Annotated in this window: 8 protein-coding genes; all 8 read left to right on the top strand. The window is 41.7% G+C overall.

The annotated features are described in order from the left end of the window. Positions 1 to 60: 60 nt before the first annotated feature. The 8 genes from C1A09_RS00540 to C1A09_RS00505 all read left to right on the top strand — a co-directional run bounded on the left by C1A09_RS00540 (position 61) and on the right by C1A09_RS00505 (position 17,281). Positions 61 to 2,943, top strand: coding sequence for a TIM-barrel domain-containing protein (locus C1A09_RS00540; RefSeq protein WP_101541810.1), 2,883 nt, complete (start codon positions 61 to 63; stop codon positions 2,941 to 2,943). A gap of 161 nt (positions 2,944 to 3,104) precedes the next feature. Then, complete coding sequence (locus tag C1A09_RS00535) at positions 3,105 to 5,690, top strand: glycoside hydrolase family 2 TIM barrel-domain containing protein (RefSeq protein ID WP_101541809.1); 2,586 nt, start codon at positions 3,105 to 3,107, stop codon at positions 5,688 to 5,690. 62 nt (positions 5,691 to 5,752) lie between these two features. Further along, on the top strand, positions 5,753 to 7,984 hold the full coding sequence (locus C1A09_RS00530; protein ID WP_101541808.1) for a beta-glucosidase: 2,232 nt from the start codon (positions 5,753 to 5,755) through the stop codon (positions 7,982 to 7,984). Positions 7,985 to 8,059: 75 nt separating this feature from the next. Then, entirely contained in the window at positions 8,060 to 10,501 is a 2,442-nt protein-coding gene (locus C1A09_RS00525) for a glycoside hydrolase family 95 protein (RefSeq protein WP_101541807.1), read from the top strand. Positions 10,502 to 10,570: 69 nt separating this feature from the next. After that, a complete protein-coding gene (gene bas-suc / locus C1A09_RS00520; protein ID WP_101541806.1) occupies positions 10,571 to 12,076 on the top strand; it encodes a 3-succinylated cholic acid synthase in 1,506 nt (501 codons plus the stop codon). A 17-nt stretch (positions 12,077 to 12,093) separates the two neighbouring features. Further along, positions 12,094 to 12,726, top strand: a complete 633-nt coding sequence (locus C1A09_RS00515) for a hypothetical protein (protein WP_101541805.1) — start codon at positions 12,094 to 12,096, stop codon at positions 12,724 to 12,726. A 255-nt stretch (positions 12,727 to 12,981) separates the two neighbouring features. Further along, entirely contained in the window at positions 12,982 to 13,929 is a 948-nt protein-coding gene (locus C1A09_RS00510) for a tyrosine-type recombinase/integrase (RefSeq protein WP_101541804.1), read from the top strand. Between the two features lie 379 nt (positions 13,930 to 14,308). Further along, positions 14,309 to 17,281 carry a hypothetical protein gene (locus C1A09_RS00505; protein ID WP_101541803.1) on the top strand — a complete coding sequence of 991 codons (2,973 nt, stop codon included), beginning with the start codon at positions 14,309 to 14,311 and terminating at the stop codon, positions 17,279 to 17,281. Positions 17,282 to 17,449: the final 168 nt, after the last annotated feature.

Here is a 17,449-nt window from a genome sequence, read left to right as displayed (position 1 = left end):
CTTGCTTATTGGGTATATTGTGTACTTTTACGACGGGAAAATAACTTTAAAAACAATAATATGAAATTGGAAAGCACTTTAATTTGTTTACTTGCCGGATGGTTTCTTACGGCATGTGCCGATAGTGGCTATGAGAAAACCGATAAAGGTATAATTGTAGAAGTGAAACAACAACAGTCTACTGATGTGCGGAAAGTGCGTCTGGAAGTAATGGGCGAGAAACTGATTCATGTATCTGCTACTCCGGAAAAGAATTTCTCGAAAGAAAAGAGCCTGATAGTTATTCCTCAGGAAAATGAAGTAGACTTCAACGTAGAAGACCATAACGATGCCGTTACGGTGAAAACCTCGCAGTTATCTGCCACCGTGTCTAAGGTGACGGGAGAGGTCTGTTTTACAGACGCTGACGGAAGTCAGATTTTGGAGGAGGATCGGCTGGGAAGAAGCTTTACTCCAATCGAGGTGGATGGAACGAAAGCATATACGGTTCGTCAGGTATTCCAGTCTGCCGATGATGAAGCATTCTATGGACTGGGACAGCACCAGGCGGATGAGTTCAACTATAAAGGAAAGAACGAGGAACTGTTTCAATATAATACGAAGGTTTCCGTGCCTTTCATTGTTTCCAATAAAAACTATGGTCTGCTGTGGGACAGCTATTCACTTTGCCGTTTCGGTGACCCACGCGACTATTCGCAACTGGGCAGTGTATTCAAACTCTATGATAAAGAAGGAAAAAAGGGTGCCTTGACAGGTACGTATATTCCTTCTTCTCGGAGCGATGCGGAAACTGTGGTACGCAGAGAAGACTCTCTCTACTTTGAACATTTGGATCGTGAGACACATCTGAATAATGTAGTGAATTTACCGGAAGATTTCCCGCTCATGGGGTCACAAGTGACGTATGAAGGCGAGATAGAACCGTCAGAGAGCGGAATATTCCGTTTTATTCTTTACTATGCCGGATATATGAAGGTATATATCAATGATGAATTGGTGGTTCCCGAACGTTGGCGTACAGCCTGGAACCCGAATAGTTATAAATTTGCCGTTAACTTGGAAGCCGGTAAACGGGTTCCTTTGAAAATAGAATGGATCCCCGACGGATATGTGTCTTACTGTGGACTTCGTGTATTGAGTCCGGTTCCGGCCGAAGAACAGAATAAACTGGCGTGGTGGGGCGAAATGCAGAATGAAATAGATTATTACTTTATTTACGGTGATAATATGGATGAGGTCATCAGCGGTTACCGCACCTTAACCGGTAAGTCCCCAATCATGCCGAAATGGGCGATGGGTTATTGGCAAAGTCGTGAACGGTACAAAACGCAGGATGAAGTTTTGGATGCTTTGAAAGAATTCCGCCGGCGGCAGATACCTATTGATAATATCGTACTCGACTGGAGTTATTGGCCGCAGGATGCGTGGGGTAGTCATGAGTTTGATAAAGCCCGTTTCCCGGATCCGAAAGCAATGGTAGATTCTATCCATGCGATGAATGCGCAGATTATGATTTCCGTATGGCCCAAGTTTTATGCAAGTACGGAACATTATAAAGAATTCGACCAAAACGGTTGGATGTATCAGCAGGCTGTCAAGGATAGCATTCGCGACTGGATTGGTCTCGGTTACATCGGTTCTTTCTACGATGCATATGCCGAGGGAGCACGTAAACTTTTTTGGAAACAAATGGAAGAACATCTTTATTCATTGGGTATTGATGCCTGGTGGATGGATGCCAGCGAACCAAATATACGTGACTGTACGGATATTGAATATCGTAAAGACCTTTGCGGCCCTACAGCTCTCGGTCCTTCCGCCCAGTATTTCAATGCATACGCTTTGATGAATGCCGAAGCTATTTATGACGGACAACGCAGTGTGGATAACGATAAACGTGTATTTCTGCTTACCCGTTCGGGGTTCGCAGGATTACAACGTTATTCTACCGCAACTTGGAGTGGAGATATTGCTACCCGTTGGGAAGATATGAAAGCACAGATTTCCGCAGGACTGAACTTTGCAGTCAGCGGCATTCCTTACTGGACAATGGACATCGGTGGCTTTTGTGTAGAAAAACGCTATGAAGACGGGCAACGTGAGTTTAACGAGACCGGTCGCGAAAATGCCGACTATAGGGAGTGGAGAGAATTGAACACACGTTGGTATCAGTTCGGAGCCTTCTGTCCGTTGTATCGTGCCCATGGCCAGTATCCTTATCGTGAAGTTTGGAATATAGCTCCTGAGGGACATCCTTGTTATAATTCTATCGTTTATTACACGAAGTTACGTTATCGTCTGATGTCATATATCTACTCATTGGCAGGTATGACGTACTTTAATGATTATACGATTATGCGCCCGTTGGTGATGGATTTTACTGCTGATGTGAATGTCAATAATATTGGTGACCAGTTCATGTTTGGTCCTGCTATTATGGTAGCTCCGGTTTATGAATATGGAGCACGCAGCCGTGAAATGTATTTCCCTGCCGGTAATGGTTGGTATGATTTCTATTCCGGTAAATACATTGATGGCAGGCAAAGGCTGACGGTGGATGCGCCTTACGAACGTATCCCGCTCTATATACGTGAGGGAGCTATTATTCCTTACGGTCCGGATATGCAATACAATAATGAGAAACCGGCTTCGGAGATTACTTTGTATGTTTACGGAGGCAAGGATGGCTCATTTACCTTGTATGAGGATGAAGGGGTAAATTATAACTATGAGGAAGGAGCATATGCTACCATATCGTTTATATATAATGATGCCGAAGGTGTTTTGACTATCGGTGACCGTACCGGTGAATTTCCAGGTATGCTGAAAGAACGTTCGTTCAATATCGTGAAGGTGGATAAGAACCGATCGCAGCCGTTTGACTTGGATGTGAAAGGTATTGTAGTTAAGTATGACGGTAAGCAGCGAACAGTGAAACTATAATCTCTTCCTGAAGGTGCTGTAGCTCCCGTTTGAGGAAACTATAGATGGCTCGTGAGGGATATTAAGATGTGTCGCGAGGGATCTATAGTTCTGTCACAAGGGAACTATATATCCCTCACGAGGGAACTATAGATATATCACAAAACCTATTTGACTATATCATGAACAGACTTTTAATCATATATCTTTTCTGTCTCGTCTTGTCTCTTGGAGGTGCGTGTACCTCTCCCGGACGAGTGGTGAACGACACCCGGCGCATGGATTTCACCGCTGACTGGACATTCCGTATCGGAGACGATACGGCGGCCATTCATCCCGAATATGACGATACCGGTTGGCGGCATCTGAATTTGCCCCATGACTGGGCGATTGAAGGAGAGTTTTCCAAAGATAATCTTTCGGGAACGGGAGGAGGGGCATTGCCCGGTGGTGTCGGGTGGTATCGCAAAACATTCGTAGCCGATAAAGCGGATGCCGGTATGCGCCTGATAATAGATTTTGATGGAGTTTACATGAATTCTGAGGTATTTATTAATGGACATCCATTGGGCGTTCGTCCCTACGGTTATGTTTCGTTTAGTTATGATATGACTCCCTATATCCGCTGGGGAGAGAAAAATGTGATAGCTGTCCGGGTAGATAATGCGGAACAACCTAACTCTCGTTGGTATTCGGGATGTGGCATTTATCGTAATGTCTGGTTGACAAAGGTAAATCCGGTACACGTGGCGCAATGGGGGACATACGTCACGGCAGAAGAAGTATCTAAAAACAGTGCTCGTTTGGTGATATGTACAAAGTTGCAGTATGATGCCGAGCCGATACCGGATACGATGATCATCAACGATACGATAGTGGCAAGCGGGGATGTGGAAATTCTTCCTATGGCGGAAATCAGATTGATATCCCGTCTGCTCGATGCCGGAGGAGAAGTGGTAGGCGAAACATCTTCCGAACTGAATATTACCGCTACTTATCCGAAAGAGGTGAAACAAGAGCTTGTGATAAAAAAACCGGAATTGTGGAGTGTGGATACTCCCTATCTCTATCAGGTAATGACTCTTGTTGAAGATAAAAGCAGTGGTAAGATACTTGATACTTATTATACGTCTGTCGGTATCCGTACATTCCGTTTTGATGCGCAAAAGGGTTTTATTCTGAATGGTGAGCGGATGAAGATAAACGGTGTCTGTATGCACCACGATCTTGGCTGTTTGGGAGCGGCAGTGAATGTACGTGCTATCGAACGCCAGCTGGAGATACTGAAAGAGATGGGGTGTAACGGTATTCGTTGTTCGCACAATCCGCCTGCACCGGAATTACTCAATCTTTGTGACCGCATGGGTTTCATTGTGATGGATGAAACTTTCGATATGTGGCGCAAGAAAAAGACCTCACACGACTATGCGCGTTATTTCAACGAATGGCATGAGCGCGATCTCACCGACCTTGTGATGCGTGATCGTAATCATCCTTCTATATTTATATGGAGCATTGGAAATGAAGTGTTGGAACAATGGAGTGATGCTAAAGCCGATACGCTCAGCTTGGAAGAGGCCAACTTGATACTGAATTTCGGTCATGATGAGAGTATGTTGGCAAAGGAAGGAGAAATATCCGTCAATTCGTTGTTGACGAAGAAATTGGTGGATAAAGTGAAAGAACTTGATACAACTCGTCCCGTCACGGCAGGTTGTAATGAACCGAACCCTAATAATCATCTGTTTCGTTCGGGGGCATTGGATATCATCGGTTTCAACTATCATGATAATTGGTTTGCGGGAGTTCCTGAGAACTTCCCCGGTAAACCGTTCATTGTGACGGAAAGTGTGTCGGGATTGATGACGAGGGGGTATTACCGGATGCCGAGTGACTCGATGTTTATCTGGCCTCGGCGCTGGGACGAACCTTTTTTCGATACTTCCTTCTCTTGTTCTTCATACGATAACTGCCATGTACCTTGGGGTAACCGGCATGAAGGGACGTTGCATGCAGTGAAAGATAATGGATTTATTAGCGGACAATACGTTTGGACAGGATTCGATTATATTGGAGAACCCACTCCTTATGGTTGGCCTGCCCGTAGCTCATATTTCGGGATTGTAGATTTGGCGGGATTTCCGAAAGATATCTATTATATGTATCAATCGGAATGGAATACCGATAAAACGGTTCTTCATCTCTTTCCGCATTGGAATTGGATACCGGGACAGGAGATTGATCTTTGGGCGTATTATAATCATGCCGACGAGGTGGAGCTTTTTGTGAATGGGCAGTCGCAGGGAACACGTAGTAAGGGGAAGAATAACTTTCATGTGGCGTGGCGTGTGAAGTTCGAGCCGGGTACGATAAAAGCCATTTCACGAATGAATGGAAAGGTAGTGGCTGAGAAAAGTATTCATACGGCGGGAGAACCGGCGCAAATTCGTCTGACTCCTGACCGGTGTACTATTCAAGCCGATGGCCGTGATCTTAGTTTTGTAACGGTAGAGATTATGGATAAAGAGGGCAATCTTTGTCCGAATGCAGAAAATGATGTAATCTTCACTCTCGAAGGTTCAGGTTTCATTGCAGGAGTTGATAATGGTAGCCCGATATCCATGGAGAAATTCAAAGATAATCATCGCAAGGCTTTTTATGGCAAGTGTTTGGTAGTGGTACAGAATAATGGAGAACATGGTGATATAGAACTGACCGCAACAGCAGAAGGACTGAAAGCAGCGGTGACGAAAATAGAAGCGAGATGATAATCTGCTGGAGTTACGTTTACGTTCATAGATGTCCATTTATAAAACTAATATTTTAAAATATGAGTAAGAAAATCTTTACAATCTTATTATTCGTTTTTTCAATGGGAAACTTATCGGCACAATCCCCAGTCTATTTAGATGACACCCAACCAATCGAAACACGTGTAAAGGATGCTCTCGATCGTATGACATTGGAAGAGAAAGTAGCTCTTTGCCATGCGCAAAGTAAATTCAGTAGTGCCGGAGTACCTCGTTTGGGTATTCCGGAATTATGGATGAGCGATGGTCCTCATGGAGTACGTGCAGAAATAAACTGGAACGATTGGGGGTATGCCAAATGGACAAATGACAGTATTACGGCCTTTCCTGCCCTGACTTGTCTCGCGGCTACTTGGAACCCGGCAATGGCAGCCAAGTACGGAAAGGCTATTGGAGAAGAAGCGCGTTATCGTGAGAAAGACGTTCTTCTAGGTCCGGGTGTCAATATCTATCGTACTCCATTGAATGGGCGTAACTTTGAATATATGGGCGAGGATCCCTATTTGGCGAGTGTAATGTGTGTACCGTATATTCGGGAATTACAGAAAAACGGAGTGGCGGCCTGTGTAAAACATTATGCTTTGAATAACCAGGAGTTATGGCGCGGACATATTGATGTGCGTTTGAGTGACCGTGCTTTGCATGAGATTTATCTGCCTGCATTTAAAGCCGCTGTAGAGAAAGGCGGTGCATGGAGTATAATGGGAGCTTATAATAAATTCCGGGGACAGCATGCCTGTCATAATGATTTTCTTCTGAACAAGATATTGAAAGAGGAATGGAATTTTGATGGTGCAGTCATTACCGACTGGGGGGGTGCACATGATACCTTTGAGGCTGCCGTCAATGGACTGGATATAGAAATGGGTTCTTATACCAACGGTCTGACATCGGAAAGTACTTTTACTTATGATGATTATTATCTGGCTCATCCTTATCTCAAGATGTTGAAGGAAGGGTTGGTGAAAGAAACTACCGTAAATGACAAAGCTTCCCGTATCCTTCGCTTGATATTCCGTACGGCAATGAACCGTCAGAAACCATATGGTTCCGTGGCTACGGAAGAACATTATGAGGTAGCCCGCGAGATAGGCAACGAAGGGATTGTATTGTTGAAGAATGCTCCTGTTATGAAAAAAGGTATTCCTCTTTTACCGATTGATGCGGCGAAATATCAAAAAATTCTGGTGGTAGGTGATAATGCAATTCGCCTGCTCAATCAGGGCGGCGGTTCTTCCGAACTGAAAGTGAAAGATATGGTATCTCCGCTGGAAGGCTTGCGTGCTGTTTATGGAGATAAAGTACAGTATGCCAAAGGTTATGTTGCCGGTCGCCCGATGTACGGCCGTACAGATGAAATACCGCGACCTGTAATGGATTCTTTACGTACTGAGGCTGTACGGATGGCGAAGGGTGCGGATCTGGTGATATTGGTAGGTGGATTGAATAAAAATCATTTTCAAGATTGTGAAGGGGGTGACCGGCTGCAATATGGTTTACCTTTCGGACAGAACGAATTGATAGAGGCACTGTTGGAGGTAAACAAGAATATGGTATTGGTTCTCCTTAGTGGAAATGCTGTAGAAATGCCATGGGTAAACAAAGTACCTGCCATCGTACAAGGTTGGTATCTGGGGTCAATGGGTGGCAAGTCTCTGGCCGATGTGCTGAGTGGTGCGGTAAATCCTAGTGGAAAACTCCCATTCTCTTTTCCTGCTAAGTTGACGGATTGCGGTGCACATGCTTTTGATACGTTGAGTTATCCGGGCGACAGTATCCGTGAAGAGTACAAAGAAGATATTCTCGTGGGTTATCGTTGGCACGATACTAAAAGAATTCCTGCTTTGTTCCCTTTTGGGCATGGATTGAGTTATACTACTTTTACATATGGTAAACCGATAGCTTCTGCCAAAACAATGGATTCGGACGGGACATTGACTGTAACTGTTCCCGTAAAAAATACAGGAAACGTTACGGGAAAAGAAGTTGTACAGCTTTATGTGGGTGATGAACAATGTGACGCTTTACGTCCTGTTAAGGAACTGAAACATTTCCGGAAAATTTCTCTTACTCCAGGTGAAGAGAAAGAAATAGTATTTACCATTACACCAGATGATTTGAAGTACTACCGGCCTTTGGTCAATACATGGCAGGCAGATGCCGGAAAGTTTACCCTTTATATCGGTTCTTCTTCTGCTGATATCAGGTGTAAACTGGCTTTTGAAATGCGTCAAATAATATATCCTCTTTAAAAAGTGAATAGGGAAGTGTTTTTTACGTTTTTACGATGATGTTTACTACATTTGTGATAATCAAATCGAGAACTCATGAAAACACTTCTTTTTTCCTTTTTACTTTTGATATCTGTACAACTTGTTGCAACTGAATTACCTGTGGACAGTTGTAATCATCAACTCTATTACGTTACTCCTGCAACGATTTGGGAAGAAACACTTCCCTTGGGTAACGGACGATTGGGTATAATGCCTGATGGCGGTATTCGGCAAGAACATATTGTCTTAAACGAAATATCCCTATGGAGTGGCATGGAAGCGGATTATGGTAATCCGGATGCATCACACAGCCTACCCGCTATTCGGCAATTGCTTTTTGAGGGAAAGAATAAAGAAGCGCAGGAACTGATGTATAATAGTTTCGTACCTAAGAAAGAGGAGACTGATGGCAGATATGGAACTTATCAGGTGTTGGGCGATTTGAATATTGACTTTACCTATAATACTCAATCTCCAACTCTCAATTCCCAATCTGTTGATTATCGTCGTTGGCTTGATCTGCATGATGCGGTAGCATATACCACATTTATGTGCGATGGAGTTAATTATCGTCGTGAGTACTTCGTGTCCCGTGACCATGATGTGATTTTAGTACATCTGACTGCTGATCGTAAGGGTGCTTTGAACTTCTCTGCCAAACTTAGCCGTACAGAACGGTGTACAGTGACCGCCGATGGGAATACCCTTAGGATGAACGGTGCTTTGGAAAGTGGTAAAGCCGGACAAGACGGCATGAAATATTCTGTTGCTATGCGGCTTATTTCTAAAAGTGGGAAACAGGCTGTATCGTCAGAACGGGGAATGACTTTGATTAAAGGAAAAGAAGCTTGGTTAGTCATTTCAGCTACAACCTCTTACGCGGCTGAAGGAACCGATTTCCCTGGAGAACGCTATGTAGAGGTTTGTGATAGCTTGTTGGAGGTAATGGAACCTTTGGTAACCTCTGCCAAACAGTCGCATATTGCTGCCCATCGTACTCTTTATGACCGTGTTTCTTTGACATTACCGGCTACAGAAGACGATGCGTTACCCACCAATGAACGTATACTTCGTTTTGCAGAAAAAGGCTCTCCGGCATTAGCTGCCCTTTATTATAATTATGGTCGGTATCTGCTTATCAGCAGTACCAGGCCCGGCAGTTTGCCACCTAATCTTCAAGGACTTTGGGCAACCGGTGTACAGACACCTTGGAATGGTGATTATCATACTAATATCAATGTTCAGATGAACCATTGGCCGTTGGAGCAGGCAGGACTTTCCGAACTTTATCAGCCTTTGACAACACTTGTTGAACGGCTTATTCCTTCGGGTAAGGAAACGGCACGTATTTTCTATGGGAATAAGGCGACCGGATGGGTATTGCATATGATGACTAATGTCTGGAACTATACCGCTCCGGGTGAACATCCTTCATGGGGAGCGACTAACACTGGTGGTGCATGGCTCTGTGCACATCTTTGGGAACATTATCTTTATAGCAGAGATAAAGAATATTTACGTCGTATCTATCCGATATTGAAAGGTGCTGCCGAGTTTTTCAGTTCCACTACCGTGCAGGAACCCCGACATGGTTGGTTGGTAACGGCACCTACTTCTTCACCGGAGAATGCTTTTTATGTAGATAATGATTCTGTAACAGCTGTCAGTATCTGTATGGGGTCGACTATGGATATACAATTACTTACCGAACTCTATATGAATGTAATTGAAGCTGCATGTTTACTGAATTGTGATGCTGATTATGCAACCCGTCTCCGGGCTGATCTAAAGAATTTCCCTCCCATGCAAATCAGTAAGGGGGGATATTTGCAGGAATGGTTGGAGGATTATAGAGAGCAGGATGTGCACCATCGCCATGTTTCCCATCTTTATGGCTTGCATCCGGGAAATCTGATCACTCCTGATCATACACCTGGTTTGGCTGAGGCTTGTCGCGTGACTTTAAATCGTCGTGGTGATGGAGGTACAGGGTGGAGCCGTGCCTGGAAAATCAATTTTTGGGCACGTTTGGGTGATGGAAACCGTGCCTGGAAATTGTTTAAAAGTTTGCTACATCCGGCTGTTGATGTAAAAACAGGTCGCCATGGTAGTGGAACTTTTCCCAATCTTTTCTGTTCGCACCCACCTTTCCAGATTGACGGGAATTATGGAGGTGCTGCTGGTATCGGAGAAATGTTGCTGCAGAGCCATGAGGGGTTTATCAATCTATTACCCGCTTTGCCTGATAGTTGGAATACGGGTAGTTTCCGGGGGATGCGTGTACGTGGCGGTACTGCTGTTGATTTGGATTGGAAGAATGGACGAACTGTAAAAGCAGTTTTAACTGCTTTTGCTTCGGGGACATTTACCATTAAAATGCCTGTTGGTGTAGAGCGTGCGGAAGTGAAGTACGGCAATAGAATAGAAGTGTATGCACAAAAGAAGTTTGATGTTGAACTGAAAAAGGGCAGAAGGTGTGAGATCCTTTTCTTCTGAGAATTTGTCTTTCGTATTTGAATATTGTATTTTTGTATCGTAAGTTTAATGAATGTTTGATGCAATGATATGAGGAATAGACTTAACATCTTTTTTTTACTATTTTGTCTGCTGGTTACCAATATAAGCCATGCACAGATAAATGAACTACAGCGTTCCACACCCGAGGCGGAAGGTGTTCCTTCACGTGCGGTGATAGCCTTGTTTGATTCTCTGACTGCATTACCCCAAACGGATATACACAGTGTGATAATATTACGTCATGGCAAGGTAATTGCTGAAACTTATCCGGTTCCATTTGCACCGGAATATAGCCATACGATGTATTCTTGCTCCAAGACTTTTGTAGGTGTTGCGATAGGTCTTGCTATTGCGGATAATCGTCTTCGCCTGACCGACCGTGTAGCAACTTTTTTCCCCGAGTCCCTTCCCGATACTGTTTCTGCGAATTTGGCTGCCATGACCGTTCGCGATTTACTTACCATGACTTCGGGAATTACGCCGGACTGGAATATGCGCAATATCTGTACTGACTGGATACGTACTTATCTCGCGAAACCTGTAAAAACTCCGGGTAAACAGTTCGAATATGATTCGATATGTACTTATCTTCTTGCTGCCATTGTGCAGAAAGTAACGGGAATGACTGTACTCGATTACCTGAAATTGAAAATCTTCAATCCGATGCATATTACTGATGTTGCTTGGGAACAAAGTCCTGAAGGTTTCAATACAGGTGGTTGGGGATTGTATATCCAAAGTGAATCTTTGGCAAAATTCGGACTATTGTTACTGAATCATGGTATATGGGAAGGAAAGCAACTTATTCCTGCTTCTTGGGTGGAGCAAATGATGACTCATCAGATAGATATCGGTGGCAATGGTTATGGTTACCACATGTGGCTTTGTGAATATCCCGGTGCAGTGCGTGCCGATGGTGCTTTGGGGCAATATGTTTTGGTTATTCCGGATAAGGATATGGTAGTTGTTATCACTGAATGTACTTTACTAGATGGTCGTACCCAACGTAGATTGGTTTGGAACTGCCTATTACCGGAAGTGGGTGATGAGTCATTGACTCTGGGTAAGGACTATGAATTATTGCAGAAAAAGCAAAGTTCTTATCAGTTGCCGGTAGTTCAGGGTAAAGTCACTTCTTCTGATGCAAGACAATATGCGGGTAAAACTATTGTACTCGAGTCGAATAAATATGGTTGGGAGTCTCTCAATCTTCATTTTAAACGGAAAGAAATAGTGATGGCCATAAAAGAAGAAGAGATTGCGTATGATCTTCTGTTTGGATATAAGCAATGGATGAAAACTGCAATTAACGCATATCCACCTTATTCCATTTCTGCAAAAGAGCATTTTAAAGGTATAGAAGGACCGTTTTGGGTGGCGGGTAGCTATGCCTGGCTATCTGTATCTACTTTATGCTTAAAAGTACATTATGTAAACTGGATAAGTGCACTGGAACTTAGATTCCGTTTTGAGGGAAAACAGGTGTTCCTGAACGTGAAGGAAAATTTTTCTTCAGGAGAAAGTGTGACTATTAAAGGTAGTGTGAACGACTGAATAAATTATTTGTTATTATGAACCGTCTTGTTCTTGCTTTGAAGCGTCCTTTTATTTGGATATACCGTTTTCGTCACCGTTGCGGCTACGGAGTGCATTCTCCTTTTGCTTTTAATCTGATTACTCATGTAATTTATGAAAATACACCTTATTATAAATACAAGGATTTGGTGGTGGCACAGAAGAAATTGGCGTTGGAAAAAGATAAATATTGGAAGTATGAATCCAAGAAAATAAAACAACTCTTGTTCCGCCTTGTCAACTATACACAGCCGGACACAATTGTGGATGTGGGTACACTCTCAGCTTCTGCCCTTTATCTGAAAGCAGGTAAGGAAGGTGCCGATTATACTTCTGCTTCCGAACTTTCTGAGTTGTTCTTGGAAGCCGATGTACCTGTAGACTTTCTCTATCTGCACGATTATCGGTGTCCGGAATTTATGGAAGAGGTATTCCGAATCTGTATGGAACGTACAAGAAACCGGTCTGTATTTGTGATTGAAGGTATCCATTATACTCCGCAGATGAGTGCTTTGTGGAAACGTATGAAACAATATGAACAAATAGGTATTACTTTTGACCTATATGACCTTGGTATTATCTTCTTTGATAAAACTAAAATAAAACAAGACTATGTTGTAAATTTTTAAGGATTGGCTATAAAAATACAGTGATTTGAATAAGAGAAATGAAGAAGTATACTTCTTCATTTTTTTGTTTTGTAAATGAGAATGTTAGAGTACCGTTACTTTGTAGGTAACGGAATATTTTTCGGTGCAAACATAAGTGTTTTCCCATAAATGAGCAAATAATATCGTTGTTATTTTACAAAAAAACAAAAAAGAATTTATTCAATTGTGTCGATTATGCGAATTAGGATGCTTGATTCATAAAAACCTATTAAAATGAAAAAGATAATTTTACAACAAGTTATGACAATTGTCATTAGAGAACTACGTGAAAACGGACAGTGGGGGACAAGTCATATTTATCAGTCGACTTTAAATGCTTTTTCTGCATTTAATAGTTATCAGGAACAACCTATTAATAAAATAACGGTTTCGTTATTGAAACGTTTTGAACTATATCTACGACAGCGAGAATGTAGTTGGAATACGGTTTCTACTTATATGAAAACACTCCGTGCCGTCTACAATCGTGCTGTAGACAGGGGATGGGCTAAGTTTTCACCCAGATTGTTTGAACATGTATATACTGGTACACGTACAGATAGGAAGAAAGCATTGGATGTTTCGGATATTGGTGGGCTGGTACGTGATATGGAAAATAAATTGCTAAAGTCTATGTTAACTTCAAACCAACAAAAGACAGAAGCATTTTTCGTTCTTATGTTTCTGATGCGAGGTTTACCATTTGTTGATTTGGCTTATCTACATAAACAAGATCTACAAGGAAATATTTTGTCTTATCGGAGACAGAAGACAGGACGCTATTTGCGAGTGACTCTTTCGGATGAAGCTATGCAACTAGTTCGTTTGATGGCAAATAAGGATGAGACTTCTCCTTATTTATTCCCTATATTACATAGTGAAGAAGGGACTGAAGCTGCCTATCGTGAATATCAGACAGCACTACGAAGTTTTAATCATCAACTAGCAATATTAGGGAAGAAATGGGGTATAAGGTCTATCAGTAGTTACTCAGCCCGCCATACATGGGCTACAATGGCTTATTATTGCGAAATCCATCCCGGTATCATTTCGGAAGCGATGGGGCATTCTTCTATTACAGTTACTGAGACCTATTTGAAACCGTTTCATGATAAAAAGATAGATGAAGCAAACCAGTTGGTTATCTCTTTTGCAAAAAATAATGGAATGTTAGAGAAATAGTTCCAAATTAATCTCTTCAAGCGGGTAGAACTTTACTTTGTTTCTTCTTTTGCTTTTCGCATGTTTTCCAGAGTACTATCCTTTGGAACAGGATACCTTTTACCTTCAAGTTTATCTTTTAGCTATTGATCCTTCAGCTGATATTATTATCAGAACCATTCTTTTCTTACTATTTCTTTGATTTTGAGTTTCTATTCTCTGCTTTTTGGGGGAATAAACCTCTTATTAATCATTCAAATGGATCATTATCCGTTACCTACAAAGTAACAGAAAAAATATGTATATGTTTAGTAAGTTTTGAAATCGCAAATAATATGTATCTGATTTAAATTAAATGAGTTTTTAATAATATATTATTAATTTAATTGAAACAATTTTTATGAACAAAAAGTATCTCAATGTGATCCTGTTCAGTGCTTTAATGATGGGTACTGCAGGAACATTTACGTCTTGTAAGGACTATGATGATGACATCGCAAATCTGAACGAACGTGTTGATGCCGTAGAAAAGGGACTTGAAGCGTTGAAGAACGACTTTGGTGCTCTTGGGTATGTAAAAGATGTAACATTTGCAAATGGAAAGTTAACAGTTACAAATGCTAGTGGTACTCCGGTTACTTATGATATTCCGGATACCAATACTACTTATTCATTGGATGTTGCTCAGAATGGTAACTCTGTTACGATTACACTGAAAGGTAGTGATGGAACTACTACGACAAAAGAAATCAAGTTTACTGACACAGACACTAAGTTTGATGCTTCGAAGTTGACTTATGATGCAAAAACCGGTGTTATCTCTTACGACGGACAAGCAACCGGTGTTAAAATTACAATTCCTGAACCTGCAAAAGCTACAGTCGTAAAGTATGTTGAAGATGGTATTGTCTTAGGTTGGCAGATTGACGGAACCAAACTGTTGATTAGCGATGCGCTACCTATTACAAGTTTTGAATATATCCCAGAAAAGATATTGGCTGATTGGGGCGAAAGAGTAATTGTTTTTGAGGAAAACTCATATACAGAGAAAGTAATAGCTAAAGATGCTGTAACTAAAGGGAGCAAAACTCTTTATATGCCAAATCAGGCTACTCCTCAATATCATGTAAATCCGTCCAGCGCAACAATTGCTCAATTGGCTGAAGAAGGAAAACCTGAAGTGTTGAAAAAGACCGTTGAACAAGTAACGAGAACTCCGGGTAACTTCATTGAGTGGAAGAAATCTGAGATCAAAGATGGTGTAATGACTGTTACTTTGGAAGCAGATCCGACCTTGTTTGAAAAGGATAAGAACAAATTGGATGAAATTGCTCTCCAATTCACTGCTGCAGAAGCTAAAAATAAGATCACTACTGAATATGTAGGGGTCATCAACAAAACAGCCGAAATCGATTTGGTTTTGACAGATAAGGAAGTAACCGTATTGGATGCTAAAGATGACAAATGCCACTATGCTGATTCAAAAGCTGATGCTATAGCTCAGGCTGCTTTAATTGACGCGTCAAACATGCCACAAATAACCAATCATCATTTGGTACAAAATGTGGTTTATTCTCAAGCTATTGCAGGTATTGATTTGAATGAGCTTGTACATGCATGTGACATCAAGGCTGCTGCAGGTCATAAGTACTTTGATTATGCTGCTCATACTAACTTGACATTGTCGTTCAAGCCTGTTGATTATGAAGTTAATAATACTCCGCAACAACAGTATATGAAACTGGAAGGTACAAATAATGCTACTTTCAAAGCTGTGAACTATGGTGATGTAAATGAAAGCTGTATTGGTAAAGCTCCGATGGTATTGGCTGAGTTGCGTGATTCTCACAATAGCGATGCATTGGTTGCTGCTGCTTATATCAAACTGTTGATTGTTGGTGATGAAGCTGCTGAACCGGAAGAAGACATTACTATTGACGAAACAACTACAGTGGGTATTGGATGTAATAATCCTAAACTTGAATGGACAACAGATGATAGATTCATGAGTACTCAGGTTTATACATTTACATCTAACAGCAACCTGAAAGCATTGAGTAAAGAACAATTCCATACTATTTATACATTTGCGGGCGCTCCTGTTGCTGGATATGATAATAAGGGTGCTTGGACAGTGACAGAAACTATCAATAATGTGGATGGTAAAGCCAACCATGAGGTTAAATTTGTCTTGAATACACAGCCGTTGAGTGCGGGTCAGTACTATGCTTATGGTATTTATCAGAGAACTACAGCCGATGATGATCTGAATAAGGTAGATAACAGCCGTAGTTATCCGATGAACGTGGTTATCAAGTACGTTGTAAATGTAAATGCTGTGAACTTTACTGCAACTTCTGCAGAAAGAGTAAGCAATGCTTGGAACGCAGACAAGACAGCTGCTTCTATCTATTGCCAGACTCCGGGTACAGGTAATACTACACAGATTGTTGGTGATTTGAACGAACTCTTTGACGGTGGTAAGGTTGTATTTACTTATAGTAGTGAGTTTAATGCAACTATGTATCCGAGCTTCGTTAATACTAATATGGACTACAATTTCGTATTCTCTGAAAAGAATAAGAAAGCTGTCCGTGGTACTGTAACTGGCGTTGACGGCACTAAGTATCAATTGGCTTTGAATGCTGCCAAGACTGAATTGCATGCTGTAGATCCTGCTATTGTAAATGTAACTAACGCTGACTTGACTGCTGATAATTTGGTTGCAAGCTTGTCTGGTACAAACAATAAGGATGTTAAGTACGCAAATACAGAGGTGGCTAAGAACTTGCTGAATATTGCTAAACGTGATGCTGGCAGTTTCTATGCTGTAATGGATATTGAATACTTCAATGGATGTGATCAACTTGTTGAGGTTACTAACGGCGAGTTCAACCTTCTCTTCATCCGTCCGGTCAATGTATCTGCTAATGCAGACAAGCATTTCACTGACGGTTTGAACGTAGGTGATCCTGCTAATACTTTGAATTTGGCAGAATTGGTAATCTTCAATGACTGGAGATATGATAATGAGTTGAACAGCTTCGCTAAGCACTTGAATTATTATAAGTACTATGGTGTAACGAAGATTGATTGTCCTGATTTGATGAAGGTTCAGACTAACTGGGGTGGTAAAGGTAAGAGAACTCTTGCAGAAGCATTCGGTGAAGAACAAGCCAAGAAGATCCTGTCTATCAATTCAAAGGTTGCTACTCCTGACGGTACTACTTTACCCGATTATGGAACAATCTCTTATATCAAGACCAGCAAAGCTGAAATTTCAAGCTACGAACTTTACATTCCTTTGACCATCACTTATACGTGGGGTACTATTGTTGAGGAAATTACTGTAACAGTTCAGGAAACAAAATAATTCTTAGATAATACGTACCGGAGTCTTCCGGTACGTATTATCTAAGAATTAGCAAATTGAGTTCTGATAGATTTTATGAATGGAGTTCCTTCTGCGCATAGATCGGGCTTTAAGAATTCAGAACTTTTTGTTTGTTTGCTTTTGAGAAAGAGCACTTTGTGAAAAGTG

The sequence above is a fragment of the Bacteroides cutis genome (assembly GCF_900241005.1).
In the GTDB taxonomy this organism is placed as follows: Bacteria; Bacteroidota; Bacteroidia; order Bacteroidales; family Bacteroidaceae; genus Bacteroides; species Bacteroides cutis.
This window is presented reverse-complemented; position numbering and strand designations above follow the sequence as displayed.

What these genes read in the sequence shown, in the direction of transcription:
- C1A09_RS00540 (WP_101541810.1), top strand. Translation starts at nt 61, where the DNA reads ATGAAATTGGAAAGCACTTTAATTTGTTTACTTGCCGGATGGTTTCTT.
- C1A09_RS00525 (WP_101541807.1), top strand. Translation starts at nt 8,060, where the DNA reads ATGAAAACACTTCTTTTTTCCTTTTTACTTTTGATATCTGTACAACTT.
- C1A09_RS00515 (WP_101541805.1), top strand. Translation starts at nt 12,094, where the DNA reads ATGAACCGTCTTGTTCTTGCTTTGAAGCGTCCTTTTATTTGGATATAC.
- bas-suc (WP_101541806.1), top strand. Translation starts at nt 10,571, where the DNA reads ATGAGGAATAGACTTAACATCTTTTTTTTACTATTTTGTCTGCTGGTT.
- C1A09_RS00505 (WP_101541803.1), top strand. Translation starts at nt 14,309, where the DNA reads ATGAACAAAAAGTATCTCAATGTGATCCTGTTCAGTGCTTTAATGATG.
- C1A09_RS00530 (WP_101541808.1), top strand. Translation starts at nt 5,753, where the DNA reads ATGAGTAAGAAAATCTTTACAATCTTATTATTCGTTTTTTCAATGGGA.
- C1A09_RS00510 (WP_101541804.1), top strand. Translation starts at nt 12,982, where the DNA reads ATGAAAAAGATAATTTTACAACAAGTTATGACAATTGTCATTAGAGAA.
- C1A09_RS00535 (WP_101541809.1), top strand. Translation starts at nt 3,105, where the DNA reads ATGAACAGACTTTTAATCATATATCTTTTCTGTCTCGTCTTGTCTCTT.